Annotated in this window: 18 protein-coding genes and 1 pseudogene; 8 read left to right on the top strand and 11 right to left on the bottom strand. The window is 59.0% G+C overall.

From position 1 onward, the window contains the following. Nucleotides 1-6: 6 nt before the first annotated feature. Nucleotides 7-1,410 (bottom strand): glucuronate isomerase, encoded by a 1,404-nt coding sequence (uxaC, locus tag G485_RS0107740; protein ID WP_027092092.1) that lies wholly within the window; start codon nucleotides 1,408-1,410, stop codon nucleotides 7-9. A gap of 89 nt (nucleotides 1,411-1,499) precedes the next feature. Between uxaC and G485_RS0107735 the strand changes: the two genes are divergently transcribed. The 4 genes from G485_RS0107735 to uraA all read left to right on the top strand — a co-directional run bounded on the left by G485_RS0107735 (nucleotide 1,500) and on the right by uraA (nucleotide 5,664). Continuing rightward, nucleotides 1,500-2,171 (top strand): GntR family transcriptional regulator, encoded by a 672-nt coding sequence (locus G485_RS0107735; protein ID WP_027092091.1) that lies wholly within the window; start codon nucleotides 1,500-1,502, stop codon nucleotides 2,169-2,171. A gap of 22 nt (nucleotides 2,172-2,193) precedes the next feature. Continuing rightward, nucleotides 2,194-3,279 (top strand): mannonate dehydratase, encoded by a 1,086-nt coding sequence (uxuA, locus tag G485_RS0107730; protein WP_027092090.1) that lies wholly within the window; start codon nucleotides 2,194-2,196, stop codon nucleotides 3,277-3,279. After that, complete coding sequence (locus tag G485_RS0107725; protein ID WP_027092089.1) at nucleotides 3,276-4,133, top strand: SDR family oxidoreductase; 858 nt, start codon at nucleotides 3,276-3,278, stop codon at nucleotides 4,131-4,133. Before uxuA ends, G485_RS0107725 begins: the two co-directional genes overlap by 4 nt. A gap of 238 nt (nucleotides 4,134-4,371) precedes the next feature. Continuing rightward, nucleotides 4,372-5,664: a uracil permease gene (uraA, locus tag G485_RS0107720; RefSeq protein WP_027092088.1), complete on the top strand. Its 1,293-nt coding sequence runs from the start codon at nucleotides 4,372-4,374 to the stop codon at nucleotides 5,662-5,664. A gap of 321 nt (nucleotides 5,665-5,985) precedes the next feature. Here uraA and fabI read toward each other — a convergent pair whose 3' ends face one another. Continuing rightward, nucleotides 5,986-6,762 carry an enoyl-ACP reductase FabI gene (fabI, locus tag G485_RS0107715; RefSeq protein WP_027092087.1) on the bottom strand — a complete coding sequence of 259 codons (777 nt, stop codon included), beginning with the start codon at nucleotides 6,760-6,762 and terminating at the stop codon, nucleotides 5,986-5,988. A gap of 112 nt (nucleotides 6,763-6,874) precedes the next feature. Beyond that, nucleotides 6,875-7,084 (bottom strand): hypothetical protein, encoded by a 210-nt coding sequence (locus G485_RS0107710; protein ID WP_156922199.1) that lies wholly within the window; start codon nucleotides 7,082-7,084, stop codon nucleotides 6,875-6,877. A gap of 156 nt (nucleotides 7,085-7,240) precedes the next feature. Here G485_RS0107710 and G485_RS0107705 point away from each other — a divergent pair, with 156 nt between their 5' ends. Further along, the gene (locus G485_RS0107705) at nucleotides 7,241-8,686 is read left to right on the top strand and encodes an aminotransferase-like domain-containing protein (protein ID WP_027092085.1); all 1,446 of its coding nucleotides are present in this window, start codon (nucleotides 7,241-7,243) and stop codon (nucleotides 8,684-8,686) included. A 191-nt stretch (nucleotides 8,687-8,877) separates the two neighbouring features. Continuing rightward, the gene (locus G485_RS0107700; RefSeq protein ID WP_027092084.1) at nucleotides 8,878-9,696 is read left to right on the top strand and encodes a glucosaminidase domain-containing protein; all 819 of its coding nucleotides are present in this window, start codon (nucleotides 8,878-8,880) and stop codon (nucleotides 9,694-9,696) included. A 58-nt stretch (nucleotides 9,697-9,754) separates the two neighbouring features. On the opposite strand, the pseudogene G485_RS28875 reads toward G485_RS0107700, so the two are convergent. The 5 genes and pseudogenes from G485_RS28875 to G485_RS0107670 form a co-directional block, all read right to left on the bottom strand. Continuing rightward, nucleotides 9,755-9,880: pseudogene (locus tag G485_RS28875) on the bottom strand (acetyltransferase); the annotation flags it as partial. A 29-nt stretch (nucleotides 9,881-9,909) separates the two neighbouring features. Next, nucleotides 9,910-10,425 carry a GNAT family N-acetyltransferase gene (locus G485_RS28275; RefSeq protein WP_051318096.1) on the bottom strand — a complete coding sequence of 172 codons (516 nt, stop codon included), beginning with the start codon at nucleotides 10,423-10,425 and terminating at the stop codon, nucleotides 9,910-9,912. Between the two features lie 100 nt (nucleotides 10,426-10,525). Further along, nucleotides 10,526-11,194: a ribonuclease H gene (gene rnhA, locus G485_RS0107685; protein ID WP_027092083.1), complete on the bottom strand. Its 669-nt coding sequence runs from the start codon at nucleotides 11,192-11,194 to the stop codon at nucleotides 10,526-10,528. A gap of 43 nt (nucleotides 11,195-11,237) precedes the next feature. Next, entirely contained in the window at nucleotides 11,238-12,134 is an 897-nt protein-coding gene (locus G485_RS0107680) for a DMT family transporter (RefSeq protein WP_027092082.1), read from the bottom strand. A gap of 359 nt (nucleotides 12,135-12,493) precedes the next feature. After that, nucleotides 12,494-13,381, bottom strand: a complete 888-nt coding sequence (locus G485_RS0107670; RefSeq protein ID WP_027092081.1) for a LysR family transcriptional regulator — start codon at nucleotides 13,379-13,381, stop codon at nucleotides 12,494-12,496. Between the two features lie 109 nt (nucleotides 13,382-13,490). Between G485_RS0107670 and G485_RS0107665 the strand changes: the two genes are divergently transcribed. Next, nucleotides 13,491-13,868 carry a CidA/LrgA family protein gene (locus tag G485_RS0107665; protein ID WP_027092080.1) on the top strand — a complete coding sequence of 126 codons (378 nt, stop codon included), beginning with the start codon at nucleotides 13,491-13,493 and terminating at the stop codon, nucleotides 13,866-13,868. Further along, nucleotides 13,862-14,542 carry an LrgB family protein gene (locus G485_RS0107660; protein WP_027092079.1) on the top strand — a complete coding sequence of 227 codons (681 nt, stop codon included), beginning with the start codon at nucleotides 13,862-13,864 and terminating at the stop codon, nucleotides 14,540-14,542. The genes G485_RS0107665 and G485_RS0107660 overlap by 7 nt, the downstream gene beginning before the upstream one ends. A gap of 45 nt (nucleotides 14,543-14,587) precedes the next feature. On the opposite strand, the gene G485_RS0107655 is transcribed toward G485_RS0107660, so the two are convergent. From G485_RS0107655 to G485_RS0107645, 3 genes are all read right to left on the bottom strand, one after another. Next, nucleotides 14,588-15,373, bottom strand: coding sequence for an alpha/beta hydrolase (locus tag G485_RS0107655; RefSeq protein ID WP_027092078.1), 786 nt, complete (start codon nucleotides 15,371-15,373; stop codon nucleotides 14,588-14,590). 120 nt (nucleotides 15,374-15,493) lie between these two features. After that, entirely contained in the window at nucleotides 15,494-17,023 is a 1,530-nt protein-coding gene (locus G485_RS25550; protein ID WP_051318095.1) for a sugar ABC transporter ATP-binding protein, read from the bottom strand. Nucleotides 17,024-17,041: 18 nt separating this feature from the next. After that, on the bottom strand, nucleotides 17,042-17,668 hold the full coding sequence (locus G485_RS0107645) for a helix-turn-helix domain-containing protein (protein ID WP_156922195.1): 627 nt from the start codon (nucleotides 17,666-17,668) through the stop codon (nucleotides 17,042-17,044). Nucleotides 17,669-18,088: the final 420 nt, after the last annotated feature.

Genomic DNA, 18,088 nt, shown 5'->3' with positions numbered 1-18,088 from the left:
CCATCCTCAAATTCCAAAATATGCTTCGGCGTTGCGGAAGCAAATATCGCGAATCATTTCCCCTACGTATTCATAATCGGCCGGCAGCTCCCCTTCCTCGATCCAGGCGCCGAACAAGCCGCACAGCACCCGCCGGAAATATTCGTGGCGCGGGAACGACAGGAAGCTGCGCGAATCGGTCAGCATGCCGACGAACGTGCTGACGAGTCCGATGCTGGACAGCGCCTTCAATTGCTGCCGCATCCCTTCCTTCTGGTCGTGGAACCACCAGGCCGAGCCGAGCTGCAGCTTGCCGCGCACGCCCCCTCCCTGGAAGTTGCCGATCGTCGTCGCGATCATGTCGTATTGCGCCGGGAACAACGTGTAGACGATCGTTTGCGGCAGCCGGTCTTCCGCGTCCAACGCGTTCAGCAATCCGTTCAGCGAGCGCGCCAGGTGGAAATCGAGAATCGAATCGTACCCCGCATCCTTGCCGAGAAGCGCGGACATGCGCGTGTTGTTGTTCCGGATGGCTCCGATATGAAGCTGCATCGTCCAGCCGCGCGCATGATACAATTCGCCGAGCTTAAGCATCATGAATGTCTGATACTGCCTGACTTCCTTCTCCGAAATATCCCCTCCGGCCAGCGCGCGCGCGAAAATGTCCCCTGCCGTCTTCTCGTCCGCAGGCTCGTACGGAAGCTCCCCGAAGCCGTGGTCCGACAGCCGGCAGCCCTGCTCGTGAAACGCTTGCGCCCGCGCCTCGATCGCCTTGAGCAAGCCGGGCAGCGAATCGATCCCGACACCCGCAGCCGCCCCGAGCTGTTCCAAATAAGCGGCAAAATCCGGCCGCCGGATGTCCAGGATGCGGTCCGGCCGGAACGTCGGAACGACCTTCGTCCGGATCTCGCCCTTATCCCGGATCGTCCGGTGCGCGGCCAGCGAATCGGCCGGGTCGTCCGTCGTGCAGGCGACCCGAACGTCGAATCGCTCCAGAATGCCGGCGGCGGTCAAGGAATCGTCGTCCCGCAGCCGCTCGTTGCAGACGTTCCATACTTCTTCCGCATTGTCCTCCGAGAGCCGTTCCCGAATGCCGAAATGCCGCTCAAGCTCCAGATGCGTCCAATGGTAGAGCGGGTTGCCGGCCATGGCGGGAACCGCCTTCGCCCAGGTCAGAAACTTGATCTTGTCCGGCGCTTCCCCCGTAATATAGGCTTCGTCCACGCCGAGCCATCGCAGCGCCCGCCATTTGTAGTGATCTCCGTTCAACCAGGCCTCGGTCAAATTGCGGAACCGGTGGCGGCCGGCGATTTTGCCGGGATCCAGATGGTTGTGAAAGTCGTAAATCGGCATCGCCGCCGCGTAATCGTAATATAACGTTCGCGCGCTTTTGCTCGTGAGCAGCAAGTTTTCCGTCTCGAAAACAGCCATCCGCCGATAGCCTCCCCCTACAAAAATAACTTCACGAGTTCCATACTACCATACAAGTGTGGTAGTATGGAACCATAGGAGGCTGAGAAATGAATTTGAACGTAACGCCGGCATCCGCGCGGGATGCCGTCTATGCGAAGCTAAGGGAGCAAATTTTGAGCCTGGAGCTGCCTCCGGGCGCGGCTTTGTCGGAGAAGGAAGCCTCCCTCGCGTTCGGCGTCAGCCGCACGCCGGTCCGCGAGAGCTTCGTCCGGCTCGCGCAGGAAGGCCTCGTGCAGGTGCTGCCGCAGCGCGGCACGTTCGTCTCGCTCATCGATCCGGAGCTCGTCGAGGAAGCCCGCTTCATGCGGGAGCAGCTGGAGAAGGCGGTCATCCGCCTCGCTTGCGCGTCTTTTCCCGACGAATCCCTCGAGGCGCTCGAGACGAATCTGCTCCGCCAGCGGGAGAGCATCGCCCGCGAAGACGACAAGCGGATGTTCGAGCTGGACGAAGCTTTTCACCGCACGATCTTCGAAGGCTGCCGCAAGCTGAACACGTGGTCGGTCATTCAGCAGATGAACGCCCATCTGAACCGCAGCCGGATGCTGCGCCTCGTCAGCGATCACGATTGGGACCATCTGTACGCCCAGCACAAGCAGATGGCGGAAGCGATCCGGTCCCGCGACGCCGACGCGGCGGAGAAGGTCATGAAGGAACATCTCTCCTTGAACATTCACGATCAGGCGATGCTCAAGGAGAAGTTTCCGCAATACTTCAAATGAATCCTTGGGGGAGGAACCGAGCATGCAAATGGGATTCCGCTGGTTCGGCGAAGGCAACGACACCGTCACGCTGGACCAAATCCGGCAAATTCCCGGCGTGACGGGCATCGTGTGGGCGCTGCACGACGTGCCGGCCGGCGAGGAATGGCCGATGGACAAAATTGAGGCGGTACGCGATCAGGCGGCGCGCGCCGGTCTGAACATCGACGTCGTCGAGAGCGTCAACGTCCATGAGGACATTAAGCTGGGACGGCCGAGCCGGGACGGGTACATCGCCAATTACAAGCGGACGATCGAGAAGCTGGCGCAAGTCGGCGTGAAGGTTATCTGCTACAATTTCATGCCGGTGTTCGACTGGCTGCGCACCGATCTGCGCAAGGAGCTGGAAGACGGATCGACGGCGCTGTTCTACGAGAAAAGCAAAATCGAAGATATCGACCCGTTCGAGCTGGTGAGGCGCATCAACGAGAATTCGGCGCTGACGATGCCCGGCTGGGAGCCCGAGCGGCTCGCGCATTTGACCGCGCTGTTCGAAGCGTACCAAGGCGTGACGCAGGAGCATCTGTGGGACAATCTCCGCTATTTCCTCAGCGAGATCGTTCCGGTCGCCGAGCGCTGCGGCATCAAGATGGCGATTCATCCGGACGATCCGCCGTGGCCGGTGTTCGGCTTGCCCCGCATCATTACGAGCCAGGCCAACCTGCGCCGTTTCTTGAAGCTGTACGACAGCCCTTATAACGGCATTACGTTGTGCAGCGGCTCCCTCGGGGCCAATCCGGACAACGACATCGTCGCCATGATTCACGAGTTCGCGGACCGCATTCCGTTCGCCCATATCCGCAACGTGCGCGTGTACGAGAACGGCGACTTCATCGAGACGTCCCACCGCACGCAGGACGGCACGGTCGATATCGCCGGCATCGTCCAGGCGTATCACGACATCGGGTTCACCGGCTATGCGCGGCCCGATCACGGCCGCCATCTGTGGGGCGAGCAATGCCGGCCGGGGTACGGGTTGTACGATCGCGCCTTAGGCATCATGTATTTGTGGGGGCTGTGGGACGGCGCCGAGCGCCGCGCAGCCCGGGAAAGGAAGGTTGCGCCATGAGAACGGAATTGCCGATTCATCCGGCGCTGGCCGGCAAAGTCGCCGTCGTCACCGGAGGCTCCGGCGTCCTCTGCCGGGTCATGGCGATCGAGCTTGCCCGGCAGGGCGTCAAGGTGGCGATTCTGAACCGCACGGCCGAGAAAGGGGCAAACGTCGTCCGCGAGATCGAAGCGGCCGGAGGCACGGCTATCGCGGTCGCATGCGACGTGACCGACGCAGCAAGCGTCGAGGAGGCGGCGCGCGTCGTGCGCGAGCGGCTGGGGTCTTGCGACATCTTGCTGAACGGCGCGGGCGGCAACCATCCGAGCGCCAATACGACGAACGAAATTTTCCGGCCGGACGATCTTGGCGCCCCGGGCGTGACGACGTTCTTCGACGTCAGTGTGGAAGGGTTCCGCAACGTCCTCGACCTGAACTTCGTCGGGACGCTCATTCCGACGCAAATTTTCGCCCGCGACATGACGGAGCGCGGCTCGGGCGTCATCCTGAACGTCTCCTCGATGAGCGCTCCGTCGCCGATGACGAAGGTGCCGGCGTACAGCGCGGCGAAGGCGGCCATCGAAAACTTCACGCAATGGCTCGCCGTTCATTTCGCCGAAGCGGGCATCCGCGTGAACGCGATCGCGCCGGGCTTCTTCCTGACCGAGCAGAATCGCAATCTGCTCCGCAACGCGGACGGCACGCCGACCGAGCGTTCGCGCAAAATCGTCGCGCACACGCCGATGCGGCGGTTCGGCGAGCCGGAGGATCTGCTCGGCACGCTGCTGTGGCTCGTCGACGACGCGACGTCCGGCTTCGTCACCGGCACCGTCGTGCCGGTGGACGGCGGGTTTCTGGCCTATTCGGGCGTATAGGCGAATCAAACAAGCGCCAATGGGGATCGTTCCGCTGCTGCGGGACGATCCCCTTTTTTGCGTCGGACGGGAAGCGCGGGTTCGCCTCGCCGTTGGGCGCCGCTGGCGCGAAAGGGATATTTAGACGCGGCGATTCGAAAACTTTGAAAGGAACGCTTGTCAACTTGCGCCGCGCTATGTAGAATCTACAAGGGCATCAAAGGAAGCGACCTTATTTCATTGGAGGAATTCACCGATTATGAGACGCGAGATCGGCGTTCACGAAAGACCCCCGCTCGGGCAGAGCGTTATGCTCAGCCTGCAGCACCTATTCGCCATGTTCGGCTCGACCGTGCTCGTCCCGAACCTGCTGGAAGTCGATCCGGCCGTTTGTTTGCTTATGAACGGCATCGGCACCCTGCTCTACATCCTGATTTGCAAAGGCAAGATTCCCGCCTACCTCGGCTCCAGCTTCGCGTTCATCGCACCGGCCGGCGCCGTCATCGGCGCGCACGCTTCCCATGGAGACGGTTATTCCGCGGCACTGGGCGGATTTATCGTCGCGGGCGTCGTGTTCGCCCTGGTGGCTTACATCATCCAATTGGCCGGAACCAAATGGATTCACGTCGTGTTCCCGCCGGCCGCCATGGGCGCCATTATCGCCGTCATCGGGCTTGAGCTGATCCCCGTCGCCGCGCGGATGGCCGGATGGATCTCCGACGGAACGCCGGATTGGAAGCCGGACGCGACCACGATTTTCGTCTCGACGGTTACGCTGCTCATCACGGTGCTCGGTTCCGTGCTGTTCCGGGGTTTTATGCGCATCATCCCAATTTTGTTCGGCATCGTCGCGGGCTACGTCATTGCCTGGCTCGCCGGCCTGACGAATTTCTCCGGCGTCGAAGCGGCCCGCTTCTTCGATGCGCCAACGTTCTCCTGGCCGACCTTCGAGCTGTCCGCCATTCTGACGATCGTCCCGGCCGCGCTCGTCGTCGTCGTCGAGCATACCGGCCACCTGATCGTTACCGGCAACATCGTCGGCAAAGACTTGACCAAAGATCCCGGCCTGCACCGTTCGCTCCTGAGCAACGGCATCTCGACGATTCTCTCCGGCTTCACCGGCGCAACTCCGAACACGACCTACGGAGAAAACATCGGCGTGCTCGCCATCACCCGCGTCTATTCCACCTTCGTCATCGGCGGCGCGGCCGTGTTCGCGATCGTGCTCTCCTTCCTCGGCAAGTTCTCGGCGCTGATTGCGGCCATTCCGGGTGCGGTCATGGGCGGCGTCTCCCTGCTGCTGTTCGGCGTCATCGCCGCTTCCGGCTTGCGCATGCTCGTCGAATCGAAGGTCGACTACAGCAAGCCGACGAACCTTTATCTGACGACGGTCGTCCTCGTCACCGGCTTGTCCGGCGTCACGATCAAGATCGGCGACTTCTCCCTGACCGGCATGGCGCTGGCCACCGTCGTCGCTATCGTCTTGAGCCTGTTGTTCAAGTTGTTCGAAGTCATGCGCGTCTCCAACGACACGGTGGACGCCGGACACTGATGCCGCATAAGCAGAACGCTCCCGCCCTTGCGTGACGATCGCCGGCTCTTCCTCCTATTGGCCGCTCCGGTGCATCAGGGAGCCGCTCGGCGCCAAAGTCGATGGAGTGCAGGCGGAAGACCGCAATTCGTCGCGTTAACGTAAGAATGTAACAGGGGCTGTCTCCAGAGGGCCGATTCTCGGCCCCCCGGGACAGCCCCTGACGTTTGGATTCGCAACCGGAAGTACGGCGGGCTTGGGTAACGCGAATAACCGGCAAGAAAAAAAAGGACTTGCCGCCGCGCCGCGCGCGGGACAAATCCCCCGTTCTTCGGAATCGAATTACAGCCCGATAATATGGTACCCGGCATCTACGTGCAGCACTTCGCCGGTAATGCCTCTGGACAGGTCGCTCAGCAGGAACATCGTCGCATCCCCGACTTCCTCGTGGTCGACGTTCCGGCGAAGCGGCGCCTTCTCCTCGATGGTCGACATGATCTCGTTGAAGCCGGATACGCCTTTGGCGGCCAGCGTGCGGATCGGCCCGGCCGATACCGCATTGACGCGAATGCCGTATTTGCCCAAATCCTCCGCCAAATAACGGACGCTCGCTTCCAGCGCCGCCTTGGCGACGCCCATGACGTTGTAGTTTTTCACGACGCGCTCCGCCCCGATATACGACTGCGTGACGATGCCGCCGCCTTCGGTCATCCATTTCTTCGCTTCGCGGGCGACCGCGACGAGCGAATAGGCGCTCGAATCCTGGGCCAGCATGTAGCCGGCGCGCGACGTATCGACGTATTCGCCCTTCAGCTCGTCCTTGTCCGAATACGCGAGCGAATGCGCGACGCCGTGAATCGTCCCCGCCTCCTTGCCGATGCGTTCGAACGCTTCGGCGACGCTGGCGTCGTCCGACACGTCGCAGGCGACGACTGCCTTCGCTTCGATGCCGCTGGTCTCCAGGAGCTTCAGGAGCTTGTCCCGCGAACGCTCCTTCCGGTACGTAAATACAAGCTTGGCGCCTTGACGGTGCAACGACTTGGCGATTCCCCAAGCGATGCTGCGCTCGTTGGCGACGCCCATGACAACGATCGTTTTGCCTTCCAACAGTTGAGACATGAAGTTTCCTCCAATACAATGCAGAGCTAGCCGCTATTATACTACTTTGCGCGGGATAGTTCTACATCCGGAGGCAAAGCCGGGCGCCGTTCCCTTCCCCGGGCGGGTGCGGTCAGCTTTTCCAGACGATAAAAAAGATCAACAAGACGATCAGGAAAATAACGGCGTACAGCAGCGCCAGATTCGTCCAGTTCCGGCCCGTCCGCTTCATATAATCGGAGTTCTCCTCCCGGTTGCTGCGGGAGAATCCCACGGTGAACGTGCTCACCAGCGCGATCAGCATAACGACGACGACCAGGGCGATCAACCATTCGACGTTCATCGAATCCCCCATTTCTTTTTCTCTATCGTGTATCTTAGTCGGTTTGCGCCGCGAGTTCACCATCCAATTCCGAGCCGATTGTCCCATCCAATACGGCTTGAACGAGCCTCGGATTTCCGCAATAATGGGAGCATGACGAAAGCGGTGAACGAGAACATGTGGAAACCCGATCGGCAAGCCAAGACGCCGATTTACCGGCAGATCGCCGGACATATGGAAGGGCGAATACGCAGCGGCGAATTTCCGCCGGGCAGCGTTCTCCCCTCCGAGCGCAAGCTGGCGGCGATGCTCCGGGTGAACCGGACGACCGTCATTCAAGCTTACGAGGAACTCCGATCCTTGGGGCTCGTCGAACGGGCGGTCGGAAGCGGAACCCGGGTGGCCGGACCTGCAGCGGGCACGGTCAAGACGCCGAACTGGCGGCAATATCTCGAGAGCGGCACCTTCCTCCCGAACGTTCCGGCCATGCGCCGCATCCGCTCCGAATTGAACGTGGAAGCCCCGGTGATCGATTTCGCCAGCGGGGAGCTGTCCGCCGACCTGTTCCCGAACGACATCGTGCGCAAGCTGCTGCAAGAACGGCCTTACTCCGGCTATTTGGGCTACGACGATCCGCAAGGCTTCCGACCGCTCCGCGAGGCGTTGTCCCGGTTTCTCCGGCGATATTTGAACGTCGAGGCTTCCGAATCGTCGCTGATCGTGACGTCGGGCTCGCAGCAATCGCTGTTTCTGATCACCCACTGCCTTCTGCAGCCGGGAGACGCCGTGGCGGTGGAGGATCCGTCCTACTGCCGCTCGCTCTCGCTCTTCGAGTCGGCCGGGCTCAAAGTTCTCAGGCTGCGCGCCGATCGCCGGGAAGGCCTCGATCCCGACGATATCGTCGCGCTCCACCGCCGGCACCGGCTCAAAATGATTTTCACCAATCCGAACTTTCAAAATCCGACGGGCACCGTCCTGTCGGCCGAGCGCAAGCGAAGGCTGCTGGACGTCGCAGCCGAATGGGGCATTCCGATCGTCGAGGACGACCCGTTCAGCTTAACGGCGTTCGACGGGAACGTTCCGCCCCCGCTCCGGTCGATGGATGCGGGCGGGCAAGTGCTCTATATCGGATCGTTGTCCAAAATTGCGGCATCGGGCCTTCGCATCGGCTGGCTGGCCGCGCCGGGTTCCGTCGTCTCCCGGCTGGCCGACGCCAGACGGCAAATGGATTTCGGCCTGAGCACCATCCCGCAATGGGTCGCAGCGGAATTTCTCGATTCCGGCGAATTCGACCGCCATCTGCGGGACCTTCGGTTGAAGCTCGCTTATAAGCTGGACAGCCTGCGCGTCGCGTTGGACGCCCATCTCCCGGGCGAGACGGAATACCGGGTGCCGGAAGGCGGCTTGAACCTGTGGGTTCAATGGCGCCGCCCTATCGACGATCTGCGCTTGTTCGAGCAAGCCGTTCGCGAAGGAGTCGTCTATGTCCCGGGCAGCGTATACGGCTCGGATGCCGATTGCTTCCGTTTATGCTTCGCAAGGCCCAGGCTCGATCAGATCGAAGAAGGCGTCGTCCGATTGTCCGAAGCGCTGCGCAAAATCGCCGGGCCGACTCCGTCTTGAACGGCCAAACCGAATCAATATTAAAATTTTTTAAGTTGCGTTCCCCTATCCCTCGACCGAAAAGGCGGGGGATTTCGCTTATTGCGACAAATAAACATGCAATACGCTCAGAGACTTTGACATGCTTCTCGGCCGCTTCTCAGTACAATCATTGTAACCTGTCTCCAACCATCTGTAGGAGGAGTGGTCGTATGATGAAATTTCCTGTTCAAAGAACGTGCCGTTCAAGCGTTTACTTTGCCGTCTTCTTTGCGATTTTCTTATATTTTGGCATCGCCCAGGGCGGCCTCGCCGACGCGGCGGCCGTATCCGATGAGAAGGAGCTCGTTGCGACGCCATACGTAACCACCGCTTATTATCTAAATGTCCGGGCGGAAGCATCCGCCAAATCAAAAATTCTGAATGTTCTCAAAAAAGGGGCGTCGATATCGGTCGTCGGCAAAACCGAGAACGGCTGGCTGCAGTTGGCCGACGGAACCTACGTGCACGGCGCGTATGCCAAGCCTGACGGCAAATCGGTGAAAGAAACCCCCGCGCCGGCCGCAAAAGTCCGGAAGCTGGCCGCCGATTCTCCCCGCAAGCCCGCTTCCCAGGTCGTCTCCGACTCCGGATTGACGGAGGAAGCGATTCGGGCCATCTTCAAAGGGACGGGACTCGCGGGTAACGACCTGGAACAAGCGGTGCTCGAAATCGAGGAAGAATACGGAATCAACGCTTACTTCACCATCGCCGTCATGAAGCTGGAAAGCGGCAACGGCAACAGCAAAATCGCCAAAAACAAAAACAATTTGTTCGGCTTGAACTCAAGCAACGGAACCGGCTACCTCCGGTTCAAGACGAAGGTCGACAGCGTGAAAAAATTCGGACAGTTGATCTCCAAAAATTACATAGGCAAGGGCTACACCACCATCGAGAAAATCGGCAGAAAATATTGTCCCGCCAATTCGAAATGGCCGGGGTTAGTCAAAAACATCATCAATCGCGATTATGCCCGAGCTTCGCCCGCGTAATTTTTTCTTGACCCATCGGTCCGGAAAAGGGGGAAATCTTGTATCAGAATCGCGGCGTGTTGCCGATGGTTACGCCGGGGTTGATGACCGCCCTCCCGCCGATCCACACGTTGTAGCCGATCTTCACCGGCATTCCGTATTCCGCACCCGATATCCGTTCCTCCGCGTTTATCGGATGCGTGGCTCCGTTGGGTCCGCTGCCGGTATGCCGGCTTATCTATCTTGCAAATTCAATACAAACTTGCTCAACGTGAAGGTTTGCCCGTCTTCCTTCTCTTCCGTATCTTCTTCGAACCGGAATCCGCTCGATCGATAGAAGGCGATTCCCGACCGGTTATCCTTCTCTACCCAAGCCGTTACGCGACCGATCTCCGGATCGGCTGCAATAAGCTTTTCAAGCAACGCCTTGCCAATGCCTTGTCCCTGGCATTCCGGGCGCACGTAAATCCGATAAAGTTCAGCTTCGCCGGCTTTGGGCTCGGCCAGCTGCGCGTACCCGACGACGCCCGCCTCGGTCTCGGCCACGAGGAATCGGCGGATCGCGCTCGCTTCGTCCCGGGCGATCGAAGCCTCAAGATTTGCAGTAGAATAGGCCCTCTCGAGAAACGAACGAATATAAGCCTCCGAATAAAACGATCCGTACGTGTGCTCCCAAGTGACCTGAGCCGTCACCTGAATGCCCGGGATATCGGCCGGCACTGCGGGTCTTAACCGGTAACTCGTCGGCATTCGATGGATTCCCCTCTCTGGCGCCTCTTGCGAATCGAGTAGACTTCCAACTCATCGCGAATGAAGAGCCCCACTTCTTCCTCGTGAACAGCCCCATACCTTATTTTCTCCCGTAGTCCGCCCTGATCTCGCCCCACTCCTCCGTCTGCCACTTGAGCACCTTGTTCGGATAAGTGTTGGTTTGCAGCCAGCGAAGCGCCCGGTCGACCAACTCCCAAATTTCGCGGGTCGATTCGTTGCGCGGAAGCGTCGTCGCCACTCGCTTCGTCTTGACCCACTTCAAGGCGGTGCGGGAATCGCTGTAGACGGTTTTCGCGCTGCCCTGCTTCTTCAGGTAGGCCAGCGCGTGCACGATGGCGAGAAATTCGCCGAGATTGTTCGTGCCGTTCGGGATCGGCCCGCGTTCGAACAGCACCTCGCCCGTGCGGGTGTCCACGCCTTTGTATTCGACCGGTCCCGGGTTGCCCCGCGTGCCGACATCGACCGAGATGCTGTCGTAGTCGATGGCCTCCGGGGCTGGCTTCGGCGAGGCCTTGGCCGGCGCGGCCTTCCTCCCGGCAGCCGCCGCTCCGGACGAGCCGCCTCGCGCGCCTTGCCCCCAATGCTTCTTCCACCCTTCCCGGTAAGCCCGCTCGGCTTCCTCCCGGGTCGGATAAGATTTGTACTTGGCGTCGGCGATTCCCTTCACCTGAGCCTGGCATTCGGGCCAGCTCGCATAAATGCCGGGGTTGGCTCCCGCCCACACCACATAATATTTGGCCATTCCCACCCTCTCCTTCGACCGCTCGTCCGCCATTCCGGCTCTCATTGTATCAGGGTTGCACGGAACCTCTCAAGCGCTTCGGCTTCACGTTGACGAGAACAATGCTGGAGACGATGAGCGCAAGACCGGCGACCAGGTTCAGCGTCACTTTCTCGTTCATGAACAGCACGCTGCAAATAATGGAGACGACCGGGATGAGAAACGTAAACGAGCCTACCGTGGAAGCTTCGCCGGAACCGATAAGCCGGAAGTAGACGAGCCAGCCGAGGGCGATGACAAAAATCGAGATGAACAGCGTGTCGTAAACGAACGATCCCGTCCAGCGGATCGCCGACCAGCTCTCGACGGAAGAACCGTACGCGAGCATGACGATGCCGCCGATCGTTATTTGCATAGCGGTCATCCAGAGCGAATCGACTTTGGCCGTCACCCGCTTCGTGTAGACGGTGCCAAGCGCCCAGCTCAAGGCGGAAGCCAGCGCCAGGACGATGCCGATGGCCGAGACGCCGCCTTCCAGCCCCCCGATGCTCATCGCGGCCACGCCCGCGAAGCCGACGAGCAGCCCGGCGATTTTCCGGCCGTACATGGCCTCTCCCAGCCATATCCACGCGAACAAGCCGAGCAGGACGGGCTGCAGGAAGACGATCGCCGAGAACAGCCCGGCCGGCATATATTGAAGGCCTACGGTTTGGAAGCCGTAATAGAACACGATGCTCAGAATGGCGGACAGCAGGTAGATGCGCCAAGTCTCCCGGAGGCGCAGCTGTCTCCAGCGCGGCAGCGCCACAGCGATTAAGAGAAGGCCGCCGATCAGCGTGCGGATGCCCGCAAACAGAACAGGCGGCGTAAACCTGAGCGCGTATTTGGACAAAGGCCAGTTGACGCCCCACATCAGCACTAGAAACGATAAATACAGAACGGTCTGCTTACGCGACAATCGCGCCATGATAGCCTCTCTCCTCGAATGAAATTCATTTCGAATGATACACCAATTCCGGCGTTATTGAAATGAATGTTTCATGGCGCGATCGGAACCGGCGTGCGGCAAACGCACCGGGCGGCCGTTCGGCCCGCAACAACAAAGCCGTCCCGCAAGGCTCGGGGCCTTGACGGGACGGCTTCGCCGCTATCGCGATCAATGAGGTACGAAGGCGGTGATGAGCGAGAACAGCACCATGGCGAATCCGACGTAGAGGACGGCTCTTCGCACGTCCAGGCACTCTTTCATCCGACCACCCCCCTCCTCTGTTATCGAAACTATACCATCTTTTTTTGAACGGAATATGAACGAGACCGCCCGATCCGCTAAGTCTGTCCGAACGCTTCTCTCGTAAACTGGATCCACTCCCGCGCGGCAAGCGATAAATACCCGTCCCGCCTCCAAGCCATGGCCAGATGCCAGGGAATGACCGGCCGGACGAGCGGCACGGCGCGCACCTTGTCCGGGTGGAGCGAGCGGCAGACCGTATCCGGCAGCATGGCGACGCCGAGTCCCGCCCCGGCCAATTCGCCGATAAAGTCCCACTGCGTGCTCTCGTACGCGACGCGAGGCTCGAACCCGATCGCGCGGCATTCCCGGAGAATGCGGTCGTGCAGCGCAAAATCGTTGTTGAACAGAATAAACGGCTCCCCTTCCAGCTCCGCCAGCTCGATCCGCTTGCGGGAAGCGAGCCGGTGGGCGGGCTGAACGAGCACGTTCAGCCGGTCTTCGACGATCGGGAACCAATTGAACTCTTCGCGATCGATCGGCAGCAGCACGACCCCCACGTCCAGGGCGCCGTCCGCGAGGCGCTCTTCGATTTTGAGGGCCCCGTCCTCCTCCATCTGGATGGCGATGCCCGGATACCGTTCCTGGAACCGCTTGATCACGGGCGGAAAAAAACTGGAGCCCGCCATCGGCGGGATGCCGAGGCGGATGCTGCCCTTGTGCAAGTAGGTCAGGTCGTTGATCTCCGTAACGAGGCGGTCGAACAGCTGCAGAATCGGTCCCGCGTGCTTGAAAATCGCCTCGCCGGCATCGGTCAGCTTCACTTGCTTGCCGTCGCGCGCGAATATTTCGATATTCAGCTCCTGCTCCAGGCTCTTGATCATCTTGCTGATCGTCGGCTGCGTAACGTGGAGCGCATCGGCCGCCCTCGTAAAGCTGTTGTGGCGGACGATCTCGGAAATCGCTTGCAGATGGCGTATGTCCATGCAGCCGCTCCTAACATAGATAAACGGAATGTAACACATTCAATATATTCATTTTACGCATGAAAATCAACCGTATATACTTACGTCATAAAGGAAGGGGTATGACATCATGAAGACGTTGGCAATCACCCTCGTCCAAGTGGCGTTTTATATTGCGCTCGCCCGCGGCGCCGATTGGCTCGTCGGACGGCTGCATCTGCCGATTCCGGGGAGCATCGCGGGCATCGCCATCCTGTTCGTCTCGCTGAAGCTCGGAATTGTCAAGCTCGCTTGGATCGAGCGGGGGGCGAGCTGGCTGCTCGGCGAGATGCTGCTGTTCTTCATTCCCGCCGCCGTCGGCATCGTCAACTACCGCAGCCTCGTGGCGAACAGCGGCTGGCAAATCGCCTTGACGATCGTGCTCAGCACCGCGGCGGTCATGGCTTGCTCCGGTTGGATCGGAGAGCGGATCGCGGCTCGCCGGAAGGAGGAAGCGAAGGAATGCTAAGCGCGGCGATGTGGCTTCTTGTCACGGTCGTGGTCTATGCTGCGGCCAAACGAATCTATAGACGGTATCCGAAAATTTATTTGACCCCGCTGCTCGTCACGCCGGTCGTCCTGATCGCGCTGCTCGAGTGCAGCGGCGTATCGTTCGGCACGTACGACCGCGGCGCGGGCCTGCTCAGCGATCTGGTCGAACCCGCCACGATCGCGCTGGCCGTTACGCTTTACAAGCATATCGACGTGCTGCGCAAGCATGCGGTCGCGATCGCGGTCGGAGCCGGCTGCGGAGGCGTCGCCGCCATCGTCACGTCCGTCTGTCTGGCCCGATGGTTCGGGCTGCAGCCGGCCGTAACGGACAGCCTGGCGCCGCGGTCCGCGACGACGCCGATCGCGATCTCCATATCGCGCCTTATCGGCGGCATTCCGACCGTTACGGCCGTGGCGACGTTGATTACGGGTTTGTTGGGTCTCGTCATGGGGCCGCTCATCGTCAAAGGGCTGCGCATGCAAAGTCCCATCGGACGCGGGGTCTTGTTCGGAACGAGCGCGCACTCGGCGGGCATCAGCAAAGCGCTGGAATACGACCCGGTCACCGGGTCCGTCGCGAGCGTCGCCATGATGTTCACCGCCTTCGTCACGCTGTGCGCGGCTCCGTGGATATTGTCTTTTCTCCCATAGCGTCCTGCGCTTATTCTTCGACGGGCGGCTTCGGTTTGGAAGCGTTCATTGGGCTTTAAAGAAGAAATCGAGCGCTTTCCGGATATGCTCGTCCCAATACTCCCAAGTATGGTCGCCCGGCCCCTCCTCGTAGACGTACGCCGGATAGCCGGTTCTCAGGCAAGCTTGCCGAAACGCTTGATTGTCGTCGTACAGGAAATCCTCCGTTCCGCAGCATTGATACAAGGCGGGCTTCGGCTCGCCGGAACGGCTCGCCTCTTCCAGAAGCCACAGCAAATCGTCCGGCGTTCCTTGAATGTTCTTGCCGCCGTACACAAGCTGCAGCACCCGTCCCATCGGCGTTCCCTTCTCCCTGGCGATCCGCGACACCATATCGAGCGCTCCCGACAAGCTGGCTGCCGCCGCGAACTTGTCCGGATGCCGAAGCGCCCATTTGAACGCTCCGTATCCTCCCATCGACAACCCCGCGACGTAATTATGCTCCCGCTCCCCGGACAGCGGGAAGAACGAACGAGCCACCGCCGGCAGCTCCTCCGTCAGGAACGTCCAGTACGGATTGCCGTATTCCATGTCCGTATAGAAGCTCTGATGGACGTTGGGCATGACGACGGCGAGCCCGAGCGGCGCGACATAGCGCTCGATGGAGGTTCGCCTCGTCCAGATCGTGTCGTCGTCCGACAAGCCGTGCAGCAAATACAGCGTCGGATGCTTGCCGCTATGCGCATGGCCGCTCATGCCGATCTGGTTGTTTGTCTGCTGCGGCAAAATAACGGTCATCGAGGTGCTCAAGCCCAAAACTTCGGAGAAAAATTGACAATGAATAAGAGCCACCTGGCGTCAGCCTCCCATGAGATTGGTTGCTAGGTTTCCTCTTCAAGTATGGCTCAAATCGCGCATGAAGTAAAACGGCTTCTCCGTCTTGGACAAGGAACATCGTTCCCTATTTTGCACTTATCGAATCGAGCCGACTTCACTCGCTTGCGAGGGGTCCGCCATAAGCGGCGCCGCTCCTTTCATCCCCCTAAGGATGCGCTCTTCGGAAACTTCGGAAGCGCTCATCTCGTCGACGATGGCGCCCTGGTGCATGACGATGATCCTGGAGCACAGCCCGATCAATTCTTTAATATCGTCGGACATCAAGATGAAGCTTTTGCCCTGATTGGCCAGATCGCTTATCGCAAGGTAAATGTCGCTCTTCGAGGCTACGTCGATGCCTTGCGTTGGCTCCTCCAGAATATACAGTTCGCTCTCCGACATCATCCAGCGTCCAAGCAAAACCTTCTGCTGATTGCCTCCGCTCAAATATTTGACTTCCTGTTCGAGATGGCGAATTTTGATGTCGAGCTCGATCACCTTGTCTACGGCCGACTCCTTCTCGTTGTCCAGACGGATCAGCTGCCAGATATTCTGCTTTTTCAAGCTGGCGATCGTCATGTTCGCCGTCACGCCCATATCCATAAAAAGGCCCGCTTTGATCCGGTTGTCGCTAATATAACCGAAGGATTGATCGACCGCATGCGAAGGATCCTTAAAATCCACTTCCTTGTTCCTCCACCAGATTCGGCCGGCATCCTTCTTGATATGGCCGAATATCGACTTCGCCAATTCCTTTTTGCCCGAGCCCGCAAGGCCGGCAATGCCCAGAACTTCGCCCTCGCGGAGCGAAAAACTTACGTTTTTGAGCCGGGTGTCCAGGCACAGATTTTCCACCTTGAGCACTTCCTGCCCGCAGGAGGGAATGATCTCGGGGAAATATTGGACGATCATCTTGCCGCACATCGTCTCGATCATTTCTTGCTCCGACATTTCGTCGATGCCGCAAGTGACGATATTGCGGCCGTCCTTCAAAATCGTGATCCGATCGCAAATGAACGGAAGCTCATTCAAGCGGTGCGTAATATAAATAATGCCGGTATTCCGGCGCTTGAGATTCCGAATCAGCTCGAACAGCAGCGTCCGCTCCCGCTCGGACAACCCGGCCGTAGGCTCGTCCAGGATCAAAATGTTCGGCTGGATCACGAAGCACTTCGCGATCGCCACTTCATACTTCTCGCCGAGCGACAAGGAACGGACCGGGAGCTCCGGATCGATCGGATTCCCCAGCATGTTCAATACGTTTGCCGCCTGCCGCTTCATCGTTTTGAAATCCGTGAACATTTTAAACAACCGGGGCTCGTTCCCGAGAAAAATATTTTCGGCGACGCTCAAGTTTTCAACCAGCGCCGGGGCTTGATGGATCGTGAAAATGCCGTGTTTTTGCGCTTGGGCGGGAGAACTTATTTTAACGGGACGGCCGTTCATCCAAATATGCCCGTAATCCGGTTCGTACAACCCTGAAATAATGTTGATCAGCGTCGACTTGCCCGCGCCGTTCAAGCCGAGAAGAGCGTGCGCTTCCCCTCGCTTCAGGTCGAAATCAACGGAAGAAAGGACGTTGACGCCGAAAAATTGTTTGAACACGTTCTGCATCTGCAGTAGCATCTTTTTGCCTCCAATCCTTCAACCGCGTTTCGATCTGAATTTTCCCGGGTTTGCACCCGTCACTTTTTTAAACAGAATATTGAAATAGTTGGCGTTGGGGTAACCGACTTCCGCGGAAATATCGGCAACGGAAAGATCCGTTTGGAGCAGCAGCTTCTTGGCCTCCTCGATCCGGCATCGGATGAGGTATTGAATGGGGGATACCCCGACTTCCTCCTTGAAAACGTGAGCAAGGTGGTACGAACTGACATGGACGATTTCCGCCAAATCGCTCAAAGTCAATTCGAGCCGGAAATTCTCTTCTATATAAGCTTTCACCTTCTCGGAAACCGAGGAAAGCGAAGGAGGAGGCGCAGCTTGCTGATTGCGCAGCAGCAAAAGGATGACGGTCTGAAGCAGGGAGGAATTCAGTTCGACGTATCCGGGCTTCTCTTCATAATACTCGGTCAATACCTCGATCAGATATTGGTTGACCTTATCGTAGCTGTGCTGGCAATGAAACAGGGGCGATTCGTCTTCTCCCGTAATCCGCCCGGCGGGCTTGCCGCCCAGCTTCAATCCTTTAAACAGGATGGAGATCGCCTGGAATGAAGAACCCTTGACGGAAGCCTCCTGGTGTTCGACCATCGGATGGTGTACGATCAAATCCCCTTTCTTCGGCCGGTATACCGTATAAGGGAAAATCGAGCCCTCGAGGCGTTTGCGGCCTCGCGAATCTTTCGTATACCCGCCAACAAATGAAGCTAATTGCGATGTCCGGGAAACCGGACGCGACAAAGGTTGAAAGATGAGCGAAAATAAATTTTACCCCAAAAACAAGCGGAAAAATGCGGGGCTATGGGCGTAAAAAGAGAGGCGGAGCGAAATTCCACCCCAGCCTCCCGATGTGGTAATAAATAGTAAACAGGCGAGTCCATCCATGGTAAAATTGTAATTGACGAGAAAACAATTTTCACTATGAGAGGGGTCGCCTGCTATGGCTATTATACCACAACTGAAACTGTTTGAGTGGAATGAAATTCAAACGCTTGGAGACTTGGATCGTCTGCGTCTGGTGCTGGACTA

Source organism: Cohnella thermotolerans DSM 17683 (genome assembly GCF_000429825.1).
Classification (GTDB): domain Bacteria; phylum Bacillota; class Bacilli; order Paenibacillales; family Paenibacillaceae; genus Cohnella; species Cohnella thermotolerans.
The sequence above is the reverse complement of the archived record's forward strand: the minus strand, read 5'-3'. Positions and strand labels throughout refer to the sequence as shown.